12 protein-coding genes are annotated in these 15,423 nt (G+C 72.3%); 6 read left to right on the top strand and 6 right to left on the bottom strand.

The window, feature by feature from the left end:
- Positions 1-234: 234 nt before the first annotated feature.
- The 5 genes from ACFFR3_RS24515 (at position 235) to ACFFR3_RS24495 (ending at position 7,220) form a co-directional block, all read left to right on the top strand.
- Entirely contained in the window at positions 235-1,188 is a 954-nt protein-coding gene (locus tag ACFFR3_RS24515; protein ID WP_364364339.1) for an ROK family protein, read from the top strand.
- Between the two features lie 98 nt (positions 1,189-1,286).
- Complete coding sequence (locus ACFFR3_RS24510) at positions 1,287-1,871, top strand: D-sedoheptulose-7-phosphate isomerase (protein ID WP_355430668.1); 585 nt, start codon at positions 1,287-1,289, stop codon at positions 1,869-1,871.
- 29 nt (positions 1,872-1,900) lie between these two features.
- Positions 1,901-4,447: an alpha-mannosidase gene (locus ACFFR3_RS24505; RefSeq protein ID WP_364364342.1), complete on the top strand. Its 2,547-nt coding sequence runs from the start codon at positions 1,901-1,903 to the stop codon at positions 4,445-4,447.
- Positions 4,444-6,375 (top strand): hypothetical protein, encoded by a 1,932-nt coding sequence (locus tag ACFFR3_RS24500; protein WP_379483905.1) that lies wholly within the window; start codon positions 4,444-4,446, stop codon positions 6,373-6,375. The genes ACFFR3_RS24505 and ACFFR3_RS24500 overlap by 4 nt, the downstream gene beginning before the upstream one ends.
- A gap of 131 nt (positions 6,376-6,506) precedes the next feature.
- Positions 6,507-7,220: a TioE family transcriptional regulator gene (locus ACFFR3_RS24495; protein WP_379483904.1), complete on the top strand. Its 714-nt coding sequence runs from the start codon at positions 6,507-6,509 to the stop codon at positions 7,218-7,220.
- Positions 7,221-7,346: 126 nt separating this feature from the next.
- Here ACFFR3_RS24495 and ACFFR3_RS24490 read toward each other — a convergent pair whose 3' ends face one another.
- The 4 genes from ACFFR3_RS24490 to ACFFR3_RS24475 are packed head-to-tail and all read right to left on the bottom strand — an operon-like array spanning position 7,347 to position 11,176.
- Positions 7,347-7,934, bottom strand: a complete 588-nt coding sequence (locus ACFFR3_RS24490) for a GTP-binding protein (RefSeq protein ID WP_345386809.1) — start codon at positions 7,932-7,934, stop codon at positions 7,347-7,349.
- Positions 7,915-8,295: a DUF742 domain-containing protein gene (locus ACFFR3_RS24485; RefSeq protein WP_345386806.1), complete on the bottom strand. Its 381-nt coding sequence runs from the start codon at positions 8,293-8,295 to the stop codon at positions 7,915-7,917. Before ACFFR3_RS24485 ends, ACFFR3_RS24490 begins: the two co-directional genes overlap by 20 nt.
- A complete protein-coding gene (locus ACFFR3_RS24480) occupies positions 8,292-8,711 on the bottom strand; it encodes a roadblock/LC7 domain-containing protein (protein ID WP_345386804.1) in 420 nt (139 codons plus the stop codon). The genes ACFFR3_RS24485 and ACFFR3_RS24480 overlap by 4 nt, the downstream gene beginning before the upstream one ends.
- Positions 8,708-11,176: a sensor histidine kinase gene (locus tag ACFFR3_RS24475; protein ID WP_364364352.1), complete on the bottom strand. Its 2,469-nt coding sequence runs from the start codon at positions 11,174-11,176 to the stop codon at positions 8,708-8,710. The genes ACFFR3_RS24480 and ACFFR3_RS24475 overlap by 4 nt, the downstream gene beginning before the upstream one ends.
- A 192-nt stretch (positions 11,177-11,368) precedes the next feature.
- On the opposite strand from ACFFR3_RS24475, the gene ACFFR3_RS24470 reads away from it, so the two are divergent.
- A complete protein-coding gene (locus ACFFR3_RS24470; protein ID WP_364364355.1) occupies positions 11,369-12,409 on the top strand; it encodes a terpene synthase family protein in 1,041 nt (346 codons plus the stop codon).
- Here the strand turns inward: ACFFR3_RS24470 and ACFFR3_RS24465 are convergent.
- Entirely contained in the window at positions 12,406-13,956 is a 1,551-nt protein-coding gene (locus ACFFR3_RS24465) for a prenyltransferase/squalene oxidase repeat-containing protein (RefSeq protein ID WP_345386790.1), read from the bottom strand. The two genes, ACFFR3_RS24470 and ACFFR3_RS24465, sit on opposite strands and share 4 nt — an antisense overlap.
- Entirely contained in the window at positions 13,953-15,305 is a 1,353-nt protein-coding gene (locus ACFFR3_RS24460) for a cytochrome P450 (protein ID WP_379483903.1), read from the bottom strand. Before ACFFR3_RS24460 ends, ACFFR3_RS24465 begins: the two co-directional genes overlap by 4 nt.
- Between the last annotated feature and the right edge of the window lie 118 nt (positions 15,306-15,423).

Genomic DNA, 15,423 nt, shown 5'->3' with positions numbered 1-15,423 from the left:
GCCGGCCCCCGCGTGACGCCGGCCCCCGCGTCAGACGCCCCGCGACCTGGTCGCGCCGGTCTTTCTCGACCTCCGGGATCCGCCGCATCCACCTCCAGCGACCTCCGCGATCTGACATTTCTCCCGTGGCGTGCGTTGACCCGCGGGGAAAACTCGCCCTAGGATCCGATGTGGGAACGATGTCATAGGCATGTGCGTCAGTCGTTCCCAGTCGGAGGCCCAATGGAGCACGATTTGCCCCCCGTTCTGTCGCTCGACATCGGCGGCACCAAACTCGCCGCGGGCGTGGTCACAGGCGATGGCCTGATCCACGGCTGGCAGCTCGCCCCCACCCACAGGGAGGAGGGGCCGCGAGCCGTTCTGACCAGGCTGTTCGACCTGGGCAGGAAGGCGATCGCGGAGGCCGGCCTGCCCGAGGTGGCCGCCGTGGGCATCTCCTGCGGCGGGCCGCTGAACACGGTGACCGGCGTGCTGGAGTGCCCGCCGCACCTCCCGGGCTGGGTCGACATCCCGATCTGCGCACTGACCACGGAGGCATACGGCCTCCCCGCGGTCCTTGAGAACGATGCCACGGCCGCCGCGCTGGGCGAATTCCGTTACGGCGCGGGACGCGGCACCAGCACCATGCTCTACCTGACGATCTCCACGGGCGTCGGCGGCGGCTCGGTCATCGGCGGCCGGCTCCACCGCGGCGCGGCCGGCAACGGTGGCGAGCTGGGTCACGTCATGGTGCGTCCGGGCGGTCGCCGCTGCTCGTGCGGCCGGATGGGCTGCCTGGAGGCGTACGCGTCCGGCACCTCCATCGCCGAGCGCGCCAGGGAGGCGCTGGCCGCCGGCCGCACCTCGTCCCTGTCCGCCGTCGAGCGACCGACCGCCGAGGACGTCTCCCGCGCCGCCGAGGCAGGCGACCCGCTCGCCGTCGAGATCTGGGACGAGACCACATGGGCCCTGGGCAGCGCGCTCACCGACCTGGTGAACGCGTTCGAGCCGGAGCTCGTCGTGCTCGGGGGCGGCGTCACCCGTTCCGGCGCCCGGCTCCTCGACCCCGTCGCCGCCGCGGTCGCCAGAGACGCCATGCCGCCGGCCGCCCGCAGCGCGCGCATCCAGCTCGCCACGCTCGGCGCCGGCGTGTGCGTGGTCGGGGCCGGCGCCGTCGCCCACGACCTCATCACCGGCACCGCCCGCTGACGCGCACGCAAGGCGAAGGCCCCGCCCCCAGACGGGAACCACAGGCCCTCGCTCCTGCGGTGCCCGAACTGCACAGACCTAGCACCAGGAAAGACCAAATGCCCGACGTATCTCCCATGCCCGAGCTGCTGGCGCAGCACGTCGATGGCCATCTCGCCGCCGCGCGCGGCATGGCGGCGCTGCTGCCCGCCGTCGAAGCCACCGCTGACCTGCTCATCGAGACCTTCACCCGGGGCGGCACCCTCTACACCGTGGGCAACGGCGGCAGCGCGGCCGACGCCCAGCATCTGACCGGCGAGCTGATCGGCCACTACCGGCGCGACCGCCGCCCGCTGCCCGCCGTGACGCTCACCACCGACGCCACGGTCATGACCTGCATCGCCAACGACTACGTCTACGACGACGTCTTCGCCCGCCAGGTCCAGGCGCTGGCCAGGCGGGGCGACGTGGTGGCGGCCTTCACGACCAGCGGAAACTCCCCGAACGTGGTCGGCGCCCTGCAGGCCGCACAGACCAATGGGGCGGTGACGGTACTCTTCGGCGGCGGCGACGGTGGCAAGGCCGCCGCGTACGCCGACCACCTCCTCCTCGCCCCCAGCACCGAGACCCCGCGCATCCAGGAGATCCACACACTGATGCTGCACATGATCAGCGACAAGGTCGACGCTTGGGCGGCCGCATGACCAGGCGTCCCTCCAGACTGCGCGCCCCCATGGCGAACGCGCCCTCCGGCGCCCAGCCGCGCGACCTGCCCCACGCACCCCGTCCGGTGGCCACCCCGGGCCGCACCCTGCACATGATCGGCAACGCCCACCTCGACCCGGTGTGGCTGTGGCCGTGGCAGGAGGGCTACCAGGAGGCGCGGGCCACGTTCTGGTCGGCGATCCACCGCATGGACGAGTACCCCGACTTCGTCTTCACCTGCGACCAGGTCGTGCTGCTCTCGTGGGTGGAGGAGTCCGACCCCGAGCTGTTCGCCAGGATCCAGGAGAAGGTGGCCGAGGGCCGCTGGGTGATGACCGGCGGCTGGTGGGTGGAGCCCGACTGCAACATGCCCTCGGGCGAGTCGTTCGTCCGCCAGGGCCTGTACGGCCAGCGCTACCTCAAGGAGAAGTTCGGCGTCACCGCCACGGTCGGCATGAACGTCGACCCGTTCGGCCACAACGCCATGCTGCCCGCCATCCTGCGCGGCCAGGGCATGGACTCCTACACCTTCCTGCGCCCGGCCCCGCACGAGAGCGAGCTGCCCGGCACGATGTTCTGGTGGGAGGCGCCGGACGGCAGCCGCGTGCTGGCGTACCGCATCCCGTTCGAATACTGCAGCCCGCCCGGCGACGTCGGCGGACAGACCGAGAAGGCGCTCGCCCAGCTCGACCGCTCGCTCGGCGACCTGATGATCTTCTATGGCGTGGGCAACCACGGCGGCGGCCCCACCAAGGCCAACATCGAGTCCATCCACCGCTACGACCGCATGGGCACGTACGGCGAACTGACCCTGTCCTCGCCGCGCCGCTACTTCGACGAGATGGTCAAGCGGCTCGGCGAGCAGGGCCTGGCCGAGCTGCCCGTGTGGCGCGACGACCTGCAGCACCACGCGGCCGGCTGCTACTCCTCGCACTCCGGCATCAAGGCGTGGCAGCGCCGCGCCCAGGCGGCGGTGCTGTCGGCCGAGCGGTGGGCCGCGATCGCCGGCCACGACGCCCGCGCCGACCTGGAGCGGGCCTGGAAGCAGGTGCTGTTCAACCAGTTCCACGACGTGCTGCCCGGCTCGGCCATCGAGCCCGCCTACGACGACGCCCGCGACCAGCTCGGCGAGGCCGTCGCCATCTCCAAGCGCATCATCACCAGGGCGCACAACGTGATCGCCCGCGACGTGCAGGTGCCCGAGGAGACCGGCACCCAGCCGGTGATCGTGTTCAACCCGCACCCGTGGCCGGTCAGCACCCGCGTCGAGCTGCAGTACGGCGTCGCGCCCAACGGCGTGCACGTCGTGGACGCGGACGGCGCCGACGTGCCGTGCCAGCGCACCCAGTCCGTCGCCACCACCGACGACAAGGGCCGCGGCGCCACCGTGTTCAAGGCCGAGCTGCCGCCGCTGGGTTACCGCCTCTACCGGCTGCGCCAGGGCCCCGGCATGAACCCCGGCGGCACCCTGGAGGCGTCCGAGCACCACCTCGAGAACGACGTGCTGCGCCTGGAGCTCGACCCGGTCACCGGCTGGCTGTCCAGCCTGGTCGACAAGCGCACCGGCGTGGACCTCGTGGCCGGCGCGTCCGGCGAGCACACGCAGATCTGCGAGGACCCCACCGACACGTGGGGCCACCGCGTCGTCTCCTACGACTGGCCCGGTCAGCCCATGGCCGTCACCGACATCGTGCTGCGCGAGCACGGGCCGCTGCGCGCCCGCATCCGCGTCGAGCGCGAGTGGGGCCGCTCCACCATGGCCGAGGAGTTCATCCTCGGCGCCGGTGACGACGACGCGGTCGAGGTACGGGTCACGCTCGACTGGCGCGAGCAGGCGCACCTGATGAAGCTGCGCTTCCCGGTCGGGCTGGAGAGCCCGGTGGCGACGTACGAGATCCCGTTCGCCCACCTCACCAGGCCCATCGACGGGGCCGAGGAGCCGGCGCAGTCGTGGGTGGACCTGTCGGGCTCGGTCAACGGCACCCGCGCGGGCCTCGCCGTGGTCAACAACGCCAAGCACGGCTACGACGTCGCGCCTCCCGGGCCCGGCCGCAGCCACAGCATCGGCATCACCGCCGTGCGCAGCCCGGTCTACTCCTGGCACGACCCCAGGCTGCTCGACCCCGACGGCTTCTACTCCTTCCAGGACCAGGGCGTGCAGCGGTTCTCGTACCTGCTGGTGCCGCACGCCGGCGACTGGCGGGCGGCCGGGCTGACCCGGCGTGCGGCGCTGCTCGGCTCGCCGGTGCGGGCCATGCTGGAGAGCTTCCACGACGGTCCGCTGCCCGGCTCGCGCGGCTACCTGGACGACGGCGGCGGCCAGGTGATGGTCACCGCCGTGAAGCTGCACGAGGACGCGCCGCGCGACCTGGTGGTCAGGGCCGTCGAGACCACCGGCCAGGCCGGGACGGCGACGCTGAACATCCCGGTCGCCGGCATCCGGCTCACCGCCGACTTCGGCCCCAGCCAGATCCGCACGTTCCGCATCCCGCTGGACGACCCGCTCTCGGCGGTGGAGACCGACCTGGTGGAGCTGGAGACCCGTAAGGGCGCGTTCACGGTGGAGCCGTGGTGACGAGCGCTTCCGACCCCGCCGCCGGAGCGGCGGGGTCGCCGGCCCCTGGCGCCGCAATCCTGATCGCCGTCCCCGACGGGGGAGAGGTGCGGGTCGAGGTGCTGGGTGCGGGGCCGTTCGCGGTCGCGTACGGCTGGGGTGAGCGGCGGGCGAGCGGGCGGCGCGAGCTGCGGCTCGACGTCCGGTACGGCGGCGCGGAACCGGCCGCCGCGACCGTGCGCGTCAGCAGGTCGGTCCCGTCGGAGGACGAGCCGTGGTGGCTGATCCCCGGCCTGTTCTACGGCGAGAACCGGCCGGCGGCCTGCCACCGCGTCTTCCCCCGCTTCGAGCCGGGCGCCGACCGTCCCGACGAGATGGTCTCGGCGTCGTGGGGCTTCCGCGCCGACCGGGCCGCCACCCCCGCCGTCCTGGTGTGGGGCGAGGACGGCGGCGCCGCGCTGATCGCCGACGAGGTCTCGCCGCTCGGCCTCACCGGCCTGGAGCTCTCCTACGACGACGGGCGGGCGACGGCCGCGCTGCTGTTCCCGTACCGCGAGCATCCGGTCACCTACTACGGCTCGGCGGACCCGCTCCCCGCCCAGGCCGCCACCCACGTCTGGCAGCCGGGCGAGGCGCGCACGCTGACGCTCGCCACCGCGCCGCTGCCGGCCGACCGGCACGCGTACGCGCCGCTGCTGCGCGAGGACCGCGACCTGAGGCTGCCCGATGCGCCGATCGAGCCGTGGGAGGACGTCACCACCGCCGCCGGCATCGCCGCCGAGGGCCTCTACCGCTGGCACTACGACCCCGATCCCGGCGTGCTGCTGGAGACCGTCGGGTTCGACAGGGAGGTGAGCGGCGGCGACGGGCAGCGCGTGGACCGGCAGGCCATGCACGTCGGCTGGGTGAGCGGCATCCCGTGGGCGACGGCGCTCCTGGAGCACGGCCTGCGCACCGGACGTCCCGAGCACGTCGCCGCCGCCGAGCGCGTCATCGGCTTCATCTGCGCGAACCTGTCGCCGTCCGGGACGTTCTGGGGCACCTGGTACCGCAAGACCGGCTGGGCGCAGAGCTGGAGCCCGGTCAAGGACGCCCTGCACGCGCGCACGCTCGGCGAGGCCACCCTGTTCCTGCTGCGCGCGCTGCGCCTGCGGCCGAACGCCGAGTGGGCGGCCGCCGCCCGCTCCAACCTGGACGTCATGGTCGCCCGCCAGCGCCCCGACGGCAACCTCGGCACCCTGCACCACGCCGTCACCGGCGAGGTGCTGTCGTGGTCGGGCGCGTCCGGCCTGACCTGGGTGGCCGCGCTCGCCGAGTCCGGCGACCCCGGCGACCTGCGGGCGGCCGAGCGGGCGGGGGAGTACTACGCCAGGTTCGTCGAGGACGAGTTCATCTACGGCGCGCCCGAGGACGTGGACCTCGCGCCCACCTCCGAGGACGGGTACGCGGCGGTGATGGCGTACATGGCGCTGCACCGGCGCACCGGCGCGGCCCGCTGGCTCGATCTCGCCCGCCGGGCCGCCGACTGGATGCTCACCTTCCGCTACACCTACAACGTGCGCTTCGGGCCGCGCACCCCGCTCGGCGTGTACGGCTTCGCCACCCGGGGCGCCGACCAGGCGTCGCCGTCGAACCAGCACCTGCACGCGTACGGGCTGGTGTGCACGGCGGAGCTGGCCGAGCTGTCGGAGGCGCTGGGGGATCCGTACTACGCGGAGCGGGCCCAGGAGACCCTCGACTGCTTCCGCCAGCTCCTCCCCGCGGCCGACGGCGACCTCAACGCCTACCGCGGCATGATCACCGAACGCTACTACCAGACGGACTGCTTCCAGCCGAAGGGCATGTACCTGACGCTGTCGCACGCCTGGAGCGCCGGCGTGCTGCTGCTGGCCTGCGAACAGGTCCTCGCCGCCAAACCGGGCGACGCCTACCGCGCGACGCCGGCCTGACGCCGGCGCAGGGCGTCCGGCGCTCCCGGCCTCCGCTCGCTCGACGGTAGGGTTGGACTTCTGTTGAAGCTCTGACCCGGTGCCACGCCGCATGCCGGTGCGGCACCCTCAAACGCGGCGAGGTGGCGTCGATGCCCGGTGGCCGACTGCGGCCGGTGGACCTGGCCCGGCGGCACGGCCTGTCCACGCAGGCGGTGCGCAACTACGAGGAGGCCGGCATCCTGCCCCCGGCCGCCCGCACGGACAGCGGCTACCGGGCCTACACCGAGCGCCACGCCGAAGCCCTGGCCGCGTTCATCGCGCTGATCCCCGCCCACGGCCACCGCACGGCCACCGCGATCATGCAGGCGGTCAACAGGAGCGAGACGGACGCGGCACTGAAGCTCATCGACGAGAGCCACGCCCAGCTCCTCGACGACCGCCGCACCCTCCAGGCGGTGGAGGAGGCGCTGCGCGCGCTGGCGCCCGCCAAGCCGGTCGAGCCGGGGGTGACGTTCATCGGCCCGCTGGCCAGGAAGCTCGGCATCCGTCCCGCCACCCTGCGCAAGTGGGAGCGCGCGGGGCTGGTGCAGCCTGGCCGCGACCCGCGTACGGGCTACCGCGTCTACACGGGGGCCGACGTCCGCGACGCCCGCCTCGCCCACCAGCTCAGGCGCGGCGGCTACCTGCTGGAGCAGATCGCCCCGCTGATCGCCCAGGTCCGGGCGGCGGGCGGCCAGGAGCCGCTGGAGAGCGCCCTGCACGAGTGGCACGGCCGCCTCTCCGCCCGCGGCCGCGCGATGGTCAAAGGCGCCGCCGCACTCGACGCCTACCTGACCGGCCACATGGAGAAACCCACCCCCTGAGCCCGCCCGAGACGCGAACGGGCGGACTCAGCAGCCGGGCCCGCCGAGCGGACCGGCGGAACGGACCTGAACCGGCCCTCACCGGCCGGGGGCCGGTGAGGGCCGGTGGGACGCTGGTGGCGTGGGTCAGCTGCCGACCGGTTCGGCGCGAAGCCTGGCCGAGTGCTTGACCAGCGTGATCAGCACCTCACGGCTGGAGTCGCGCTTGCGCGCGTCGCACATGATGATCGGCACGTCGGGCCCGAGCTGCAGCGCGAGGCGTACCTCTTCCAGCTCGAACGTCGGCGCGCCCTCGAAGCAGTTGACCGCCACCACGAACGGCGTGCCCCGCCGCTCGAAGTAGTCGACCGAGGGGAAGCAGTCGGCCAGCCGCCGGGTGTCGGCCAGGATGACCGCGCCCAGCGAGCCCTCGGCCAGCTCGTCCCACACGAACCAGAACCGCTCCTGGCCGGGCGTGCCGAACAGGTACAGGACGTAATCGTTGCCGAGCGTGATGCGGCCGAAGTCCATCGCCACGGTGGTGGTGCGCTTGGCCTCCACCGAGGTGAGGTCGTCGACGCCGATGCCGCGATCGGTCAGCACCTCCTCGGTGCGCAACGGCCGGGTCTCGGAGACCGCGCCCACCATCGTCGTCTTGCCCGCGCCGAAGCCGCCCGCGATCAGGATCTTGATCGCCGTCGGGAGGCGCGGACGCTCAGAGCGAGCGAAGGCCATCGAGCACCGCCCTGTACATCTTCATGTCGTGCATGTCCACCTCGGATCGGGGTTCCTGGGCAGAGACGAGTTCGCGATCGAACAGGTCACCGAGCAGCACCCGGATCGTGCCGGCCGGCAGATCCAGGTAGGCGGCGATCTCGGCGACGGACTTGGGCTCGCGGCAGAGCTGCAGGATGCGCAGGTGCTCGGGGTCCAGCCCGGCGTCGGGCCCTGGCGGCGGGCCCACCGCCAGGGCCATGGAGATCAGGTCGAACCTGCCGTGGGCAGGCTGGGTACGGCCACGGGTCACGACGTAGGGGCGGATGATCTCCGGATCCACCCAGTGCTCGTCCGTGGGCTCGCCGTCCGGGGCTCTCACCGGTCGCTCCTGGCGGCGGCCTCGGCGTTGCGGGCGCCGGAGGTCAGGTATTGGCCGACCCTGGCGACCAGCATGGCCATCTCGTACGCCACCAGGCCGATGTCGGCGTGCTGCCCGCACAGGACGGCGAGGCAGGCGCGCTCACCGGCGGTGGTCACGATGAGGAACTGGCTCTTCCACTCGACGACCGTCTGCCTGACCTGGCCGCCCGAGATGTGGTCGGAGACGCCCTTGGCCAGGCTCTGGAGCCCGGAGGCGACGGCTGACAGGTGCTCGCCGTCGGTGCGCTGCAACGCGGCCGACGAGGCCATCAGCAGTCCGTCGGACGACAGCACGATGGCGTGCTCCGCATCCTTGATGCGGCCGACGAGGTCGTCGAGCAGCCAGTTGAGGTCGGTGCCCGCCGTGGGACTCATTTCTCACCTCCCGTGTGCTCATCCAGCATCTTGGCCGCGTCGGAGCGGCCGAGACGGGTGCCTGACTGCAGGGATCCCATCATCGCGCGGATCTCCTCCGGCGATCGCTCGTCATCGTCCTCCTCGATGTCGGGCTGCGTGGGGGTCTCGTCACGCAGCGCTGGCGCCAGGTTGGCCTGGGGCACCCGCAAGGGCAGCCCCGACGGTGTGAACTCGGTCACGGATTGCTGCTCCGGATCGGCCGGCGTTTCGGTCCGGGGTGGTTCTGGGGCGGGCGCGGGCTCGCGCTCGGGCCTGCTCACGCGCTCGGGCCTGCTCACGCGCTCCGGCCTGGCCGCGGGCTCGGGCCTGGTCGCGGGCGCGGGCGCCGTGCGGGGCTCCCTGACCTCACGCACCGGGGTGGGGGCCGCGAGCGGGGCGGCCGACCGCGCCGACTTGAGCGTGCGGACGTTCTCCGCCATCGGCCTGGCCGCCGTGGCGAGGCCCGCCTCCCTGCCGTTCTCCCGGCCGTTCTCCCTGCCGTTCTCCCGGCCGGGTTGCCGACGGGGCAGCCGCTCGCGGCCGTCGTCGCGGGGCTCGGGCGACGGGTCGAGCTGGACGAGCTCCTGCGGCAGCAGCACCACGACGGTCGTGCCGCCGTACGGGGACGACTTGAGCACCACCTGGATGTCGTGCCGCTTGGCGAGCTGGCTGACCACGTAGAGGCCCAGCTGGGCGGTGCCGGAGAGGCGGAACTCCGGCGGGTCGGCGATGCGCTCGTTGGCCGCGTCGAGGTCCTCGGGCTTCATGCCGAGCCCGCGGTCCTCGATCTCGATGACGTAGCCGTTGGCCACGAGCTGGCCGCTGACCTGCACGTTGGTGTAGGGCGGCGAGAACGACACGGCGTTCTCGATCAGCTCGGCGAGCAGGTGGATGACGTCACCGACGGCCCGGCCGGCCAGCACCACGTCGCCCATGGGCATGAGCGAGACGCGGGTGTAGTCCTCGACCTCGGCCAGGGCGCCGCGGACGACGTCCACCATGGGGACCGAGCGGCGCCACGTACGGGCGGGGGACGAGCCGGACAGGACGATGAGGTTCTCGGCGTTGCGCCGCATCCGGATGGCCAGGTGGTCGAGCCGGAACAGCTCCTTCAGCTCCTCCGGGTCGGTCTCGCGGCGCTCCATCACGTCGAGGACGGTCAGCTGGCGGTGCACCAGGCCCTGCGTCCTGCGGGCCAGGCTCAGCAGGATGTCGCGGATGCTGCGGCGCAGCTCGGCCTGCTCGGCGGCGACGGCGATGGCGGTGCGCTGCACGGTGTTGAACGCCTGGCCCACCTGCCCGATCTCGTCGTCACCGAAGTCGAGCGCGGGGGCCTCTCTGGCGACGTCGACCTTCTCGCCGCGGCCGATGCGCTCGACGACGCTCGGCAGGCGGTCGTCGGACAGCTCGTGCGCGGCGTCGCGCAGCTTCTGCAGCTGGGCGAACAGGGCACGTGCGGTGGTGATCGACAGGATGATCGAGGCGATGACCGCGATCAGGCCGAGACCACCGGCCAGGACCAGCCGGACGATGACGTTGACGGCGACCGGGACCGAGCGGTCGACCAGGCGGTCACCGGCGCCGAGGACCATCGTGTTGAGGTCGTTGAGCGCGCGGTCGGTGGCCTGGCGCCAGGTCGAGGCGCTGAACGGCACGCTGCCGGTGTCGGGGCCCTGCTCGGCGACGAGCGTCTCCAGGTTGCGCAGCCGGGTGATCGACTGGCCGTTGCTGACCTTCTCGTACTCGCCCTGGTCGAAGTCCGACAGCTCGGCGCCGGCCTGGTCGGCCACCACCTTCCATGCGCCGGTGGTGGCGACGAACTGCGCGTGCTCGGAGGCCGAGAGCCGCCCGTTGACCAGCGCGCCGGACAGCAGCGCGTCCTCCTTGGAGATGATGTCGCGGGCCCGGCTCAGCGCGAGCAGGTTACGGATGTCACTGGCCAGGACCTTGTCGTCGAGCGTGGCCAGGGCGCCGTAGAGGTTGTAGATCGAGTCGATGACTTCGCTGTAGGCGTCGGTGGTCGACACCCGGTTCAGCCGGCCGGCATCGACGGCCTGGCGGGTCTGCTTGATCGTGTCGAGGCGGCGGAAGACCTCGTTGAGCCGCTCGGAGCCCTCTTCGTCGGTGGCCCAGCCGACGAGCGTGCCGGTGGCGGCCTCCTTGAAGGTGGCGAGCGTGCCGTCGGAGCGCTTGCGCTGGGCCTCGAGGTCCTTGCGGGAACGTGAGGTGGGGTCGCTCAGGTGGACGGCCGAGATCCGGCGCTCCTTCTGCAACTCGACGAGCAGAGGCTCACTGGGATCGACCACGCTGTCGTTGACCTGGGTGACCCACAGGAGGTTGACGCCCTCGCGTAGAGTGACCCATGCCGCGAAGACCCACAGCGCCGCCAGGGAGAGTAGCAGAGCCGTGACTTTGGTCCGCAGTCTCGTATTGCGGAAGCCCATTTTACCCACCCTGAGAAAGTGTTAATCGAGTGCTGGCCACCAGCTCACTCGGCGGTGGCAACGGACGGTGTCGATCACGAAACTGTAGCGCAGGACAAAGTGCCCCTCAAGCAACTCCAAACCCTTTGCGCACAAATATCCGATTTTTGACAGATTTAGTCAGAAATCGTGCAAAATGGATATCCTGCGCGGGTGAGTGACCCTTCCTCCGCATACTTCGACATTCGCAATGACCTCGCGGATCGCCTGCTCAAAGCCTCCCACCAGCTCGCCGGGGTGCCCGGGCGCGACCGCGCGGCCGTCCTGACGGCGGCGCTCGACGCCGTGCCGGAGGCCGACCGGTTGCTGCGCCCCCACACCACCCTGTTCGCCGACGGCGACAGCGCCTCCAGCAGGCTCGCCTTCAGCTGCCTGTCCGCCGCCGCCACCTTCCCCGCCGCCACCCGCGACCAGATCGCCGACCTGGGCGCGCTGACCGCGGTCCTGTTCGGCATGGACGACATCGCCGACAGCATCGCGGGCGACTGGTCCGACGCCGACGTGGACGCGTTCTTCGGCCGCATCAAGGGCGTCCTGTCCGGCTCCGAGCCCGGCGGCGCCTCCGGAGAAGCCGGCCCGATGGCGGCGGCGCTGAGCGCGTGGCGGGCGTGGTGCGCGCGCTTCCGCGCCCACCCGGGCGCCGCCGCGCACACCTCCTCGCTGCTCGGGCAGCTCGACCTGGCCGGCGCCGCCATGGCGCTGGAGCGCCGGTGGGCGATCGGCGGCGAGCCGTGGCCCGGCTACGACCGCTACCTCGCCAACGGCGGCCTGACCATCCTCTACCGCACCTGGTGGGCGGCCGCCCTGGGCGTCTGCGGCCCTGAGCCGGCCCGCACCGAGCACTGGGCCGCGATCGAGCCGGCCACCGCGCTCGGCGCGGAGTGCATGCGCCTGGCCAACGACCTCAGGACGTTCGAGCGCGAGCGGCGCGAGGGCAAGCCGAACTCCGTGCTCATCCTCGAACGCGCGGGGACGAGCACGGAGGCCGCCGTGGAGCGGGTGAGCGCGCACATCGCCGAGCTGAACGCCGCCTTCGACGCCGAGCTGCGGCGGCTGCCCGCCGAGCTGGCCGGCGTCGTCGAGGGACAGCGCAGGAGCGTCGCGTTCAACGGCGCCTGGTACATGGCCAGGGACACGCACGCCTACACCGTGCGCGAGCTGGCCGAGGACGCCAGGTCGGAGTCGCACGGCTAGGACACCACGGCCGTCCGCGTCGCCAGGTACGACGAGGCGATGATCGCCGCGCGGGTGATGGCGAACGGCGCGTACAGGTCCTTGTCGTGCCAGAGCGGCGGGTGCTCGCCGCCCGTCGAGCCCGCCAGGCAGGCGAGCCCCCGGTCCGCGGCCGCGACGCGCCGCGGATCGGCCCGCCCCTCGGTCAGCAGCAGCACCTGCATGGCGTACGCGGTCTCCTCCGCGGTGCCCTCCCAGCGGCCCCACGAGCCGTCGGGCCGCTGGGTGGCCAGCACCCACTCGGCCGCCTCCGCCACGGCGGGCGCCACGGCGGGGCCGCCGAAGGCGTCCAGCGCCAGCGCGCAGCTCGCCGTGGCGTAGTAGGGCGAGGCGTGCCACCGGTCGGTCCAGCTCCCGTTCGGCTCCCTGCGCTCGGCGATCCAGGCCGACAGGTCGGCGATCGTCTCGGCGTAGCGGGGCGCGGCGCCGGGGCGGCGGGCGACGTACTGGCCGAAGGCGTCGAGAACGTGAGCGTTCACACTGACGGACGTGCCCTGCTCACCCGGCCAGGTGGCGAAGTGCGTGCCGGAGCGGAAGCGCCACAGGCAGTCCGGCTCGTACGGCACCCCCGCCAGCGCCAGCGTGTAGAGCGCCACGGAGGTGGTGTCGGCGTCGGGCGGCAGGCCGTACCCGGCGGGCGTTCCCTCGGGCCCGATGGCGGCCCTGATGTCGGCCAGCATCTCGGGCGGCACCTCGACGGGCACCCCGGCGCGTACCAGCCAGCTCAGCACCCAGCTCCGCTCGAACACGGTGATCGGCAGCCCCACGGGCACCGGGCCGCCGTGCAGCCGGACGACGTCCTCCAGGTGCCGCCTGGCGGACTCGCCGTCGGCGCCGGTCTCCGAGCGGCCCAGCCAGGCGGCCGTGGCGGCGGGGGAGGCGCCGATCGTGCCGATCACCGTCGGGCGGATGCCGGGCGCGCCCGCCGCCTCCGCGCCGGCGATCTCCAGCGCGTGCAGCAGCTTCTCCGGCACCTCCGCGCCCGACTTCACCCACTCCCTGAGGAGCGTGAGCGTGTCGTAGTTCATGCCCTCGGGCAGCGGCAGCGGCTCGTGACCCGCGCCGAGCGCGTCGAGGTGCTGGTTGATGAGCGCCACCAGCGACGGCACGATGTGCTCGATCGCCGGCATGTCGGGCAGGTCGAGCCGGCCCGCTAACCAGCCACCGAGCACCGACAGGCCGCGCTCGGCCGTCTCCAGCAGGCGGGCCCGGTCGATGCCGGGGTCGCCGCGCGTGAGCGCGGCCAGGACGCCCTCGGTGGCGCTGAGCGTCGGCACCAGGCCGTAGCCGTCGGGCGCGCCCCAGGAGCCGTCGGGGCGCTGGGTGCGGGCGAGGTAGCCGATGCGCTCACCGTGGCCGGTCAGCCAGGGGGCGAGCGAGACGAGGCGGCCGGTCTCGTACACCGAGGGTGACACCTGGCCCCAGGGGCGCAGCATGAGGCTGGCGATCAGGTCGTTCGCGACCGCGGTGAGGTCCTCAGGGCCCGTGGTGAGGTCCGCGGGGTTCACGCCGCCCGCCGCCCTTCGACGGGGTGCAGGCGCAGCCACAGCTTCTCCTTCGGCCGTACGGACGCGCCCGGCAGCGGGGTGAGCCGCTGCGGGTTGGTCAGCTCCGGCCGGTAGCGGCTCAGCACGTTGGCGATGACCAGCGGCGCCTCGACGTAGAACAGGTGCTGGCCGAGGCACACGTGCGGGCCCGCGCCGAACGGGATGAAGGAGTAGCGGTGCTTGACCACGGCCTTCTCGTCGGCCCAGCGGTCGGGGTCGAACACCTCAGGCCGGTCCCAGAACTCCTCGAGCCGGTGCGTCGTGTACGGGCTGACCAGCACCTGCGAGCCGGCCTTGATCCGCATGCCGCCGATCTCGACGTCGTTGACCGCCTGCCGGGGGATGATCCAGGCCGACGGATAGACCCGCAGCAGCTCCTGCAGCACCATGCGCAGGTAGGGCAGCCGGCCGACGTGCTCGGGGCGCACCGGCTCGCCGCCCACCACGCTGTCGATCTCCTCGCGCAGCCGGGCGTTGACGTCCGGGTGGTCGTGCAGCACCGACCACAGCCAGGTCAGCGACATGGCGGTGGTCTCCGACGCGGCGCCGTAGATGCTGACCAGGTCGTCGCGCACCTGCTTGAGGTCGGCCTTGCCCTCCTGCTCCAGGCGGGCCGACAGCAGCTTGGAGACGACCTCCTTGCTGGAGGTGTCGCCCTCGCGCTGCGCCTGCTCGATGAGCGGATAGACGATCTCGTCGATCTTCTGCGCCGAACGCAGGAAGGCCCGGTCGCCGGGCACCTTGACGGAGTACGGGGCGAAGGGGAACAGCAGCCGGAACCCGATCGACGTGGCGCACGTGGCGAACTCCGGCGCCAGCCGCTCGGCGGTGTCGCGCGAGATCCGGCCGCCGAACAGCACCTTGATGACGGCCTGGTTGACGATCGTGGTCATCTGGTGCCCGCCGTCGATGGGGCGGCCCGTGGCGGCGAAGTCCTCCAGCTCGACGATGCACTCGTCGATGATGTCGGCCATGTCGTCGGCCAGCGACGCGATGTAGCGCGAGGTGAACAGCGGCGCGAGGATCTTCCTCGTGGACGCCCACGTCTCGCCTTCGCCGAGGATGCTCTGGCCGGTCACGCGGTGCAGCGGCCGCCAGAACATGCCCTCACGGGCGAAGTTGGTCCAGTCGGTCTTGAGCACCTGCTCCACGTGCTCCGGATGGGAGACCAGGTACGGTCGGAACGGGCCCAGATTCACCTGGACGATCCGGCCCTTGGCCTCGGTTCCCATGTTGGCCAGTTCCGTCACCGGGTCTTTCACCAGCCTCGGGAGGGCCCGGTAGAAGGGGACGACGTGGGGAGTGGACACGGAGGTTTCCGTGGGGTGCGGCATGGCGGCGATCCCCGATCAGAGAGCGTTATGTAGCTAGAAGTCGGCTATGTGAGGATTTCTCACTCATTGAGTGATTATCGTACGAAAGTGCGTG

Source organism: Nonomuraea salmonea (assembly GCF_042428605.1).
Lineage (GTDB): Bacteria > Actinomycetota > Actinomycetes > Streptosporangiales > Streptosporangiaceae > Nonomuraea > Nonomuraea salmonea.
Note: the sequence above shows the minus strand (reverse complement) of the source record. Positions and strands in the feature narration are given on the sequence as shown.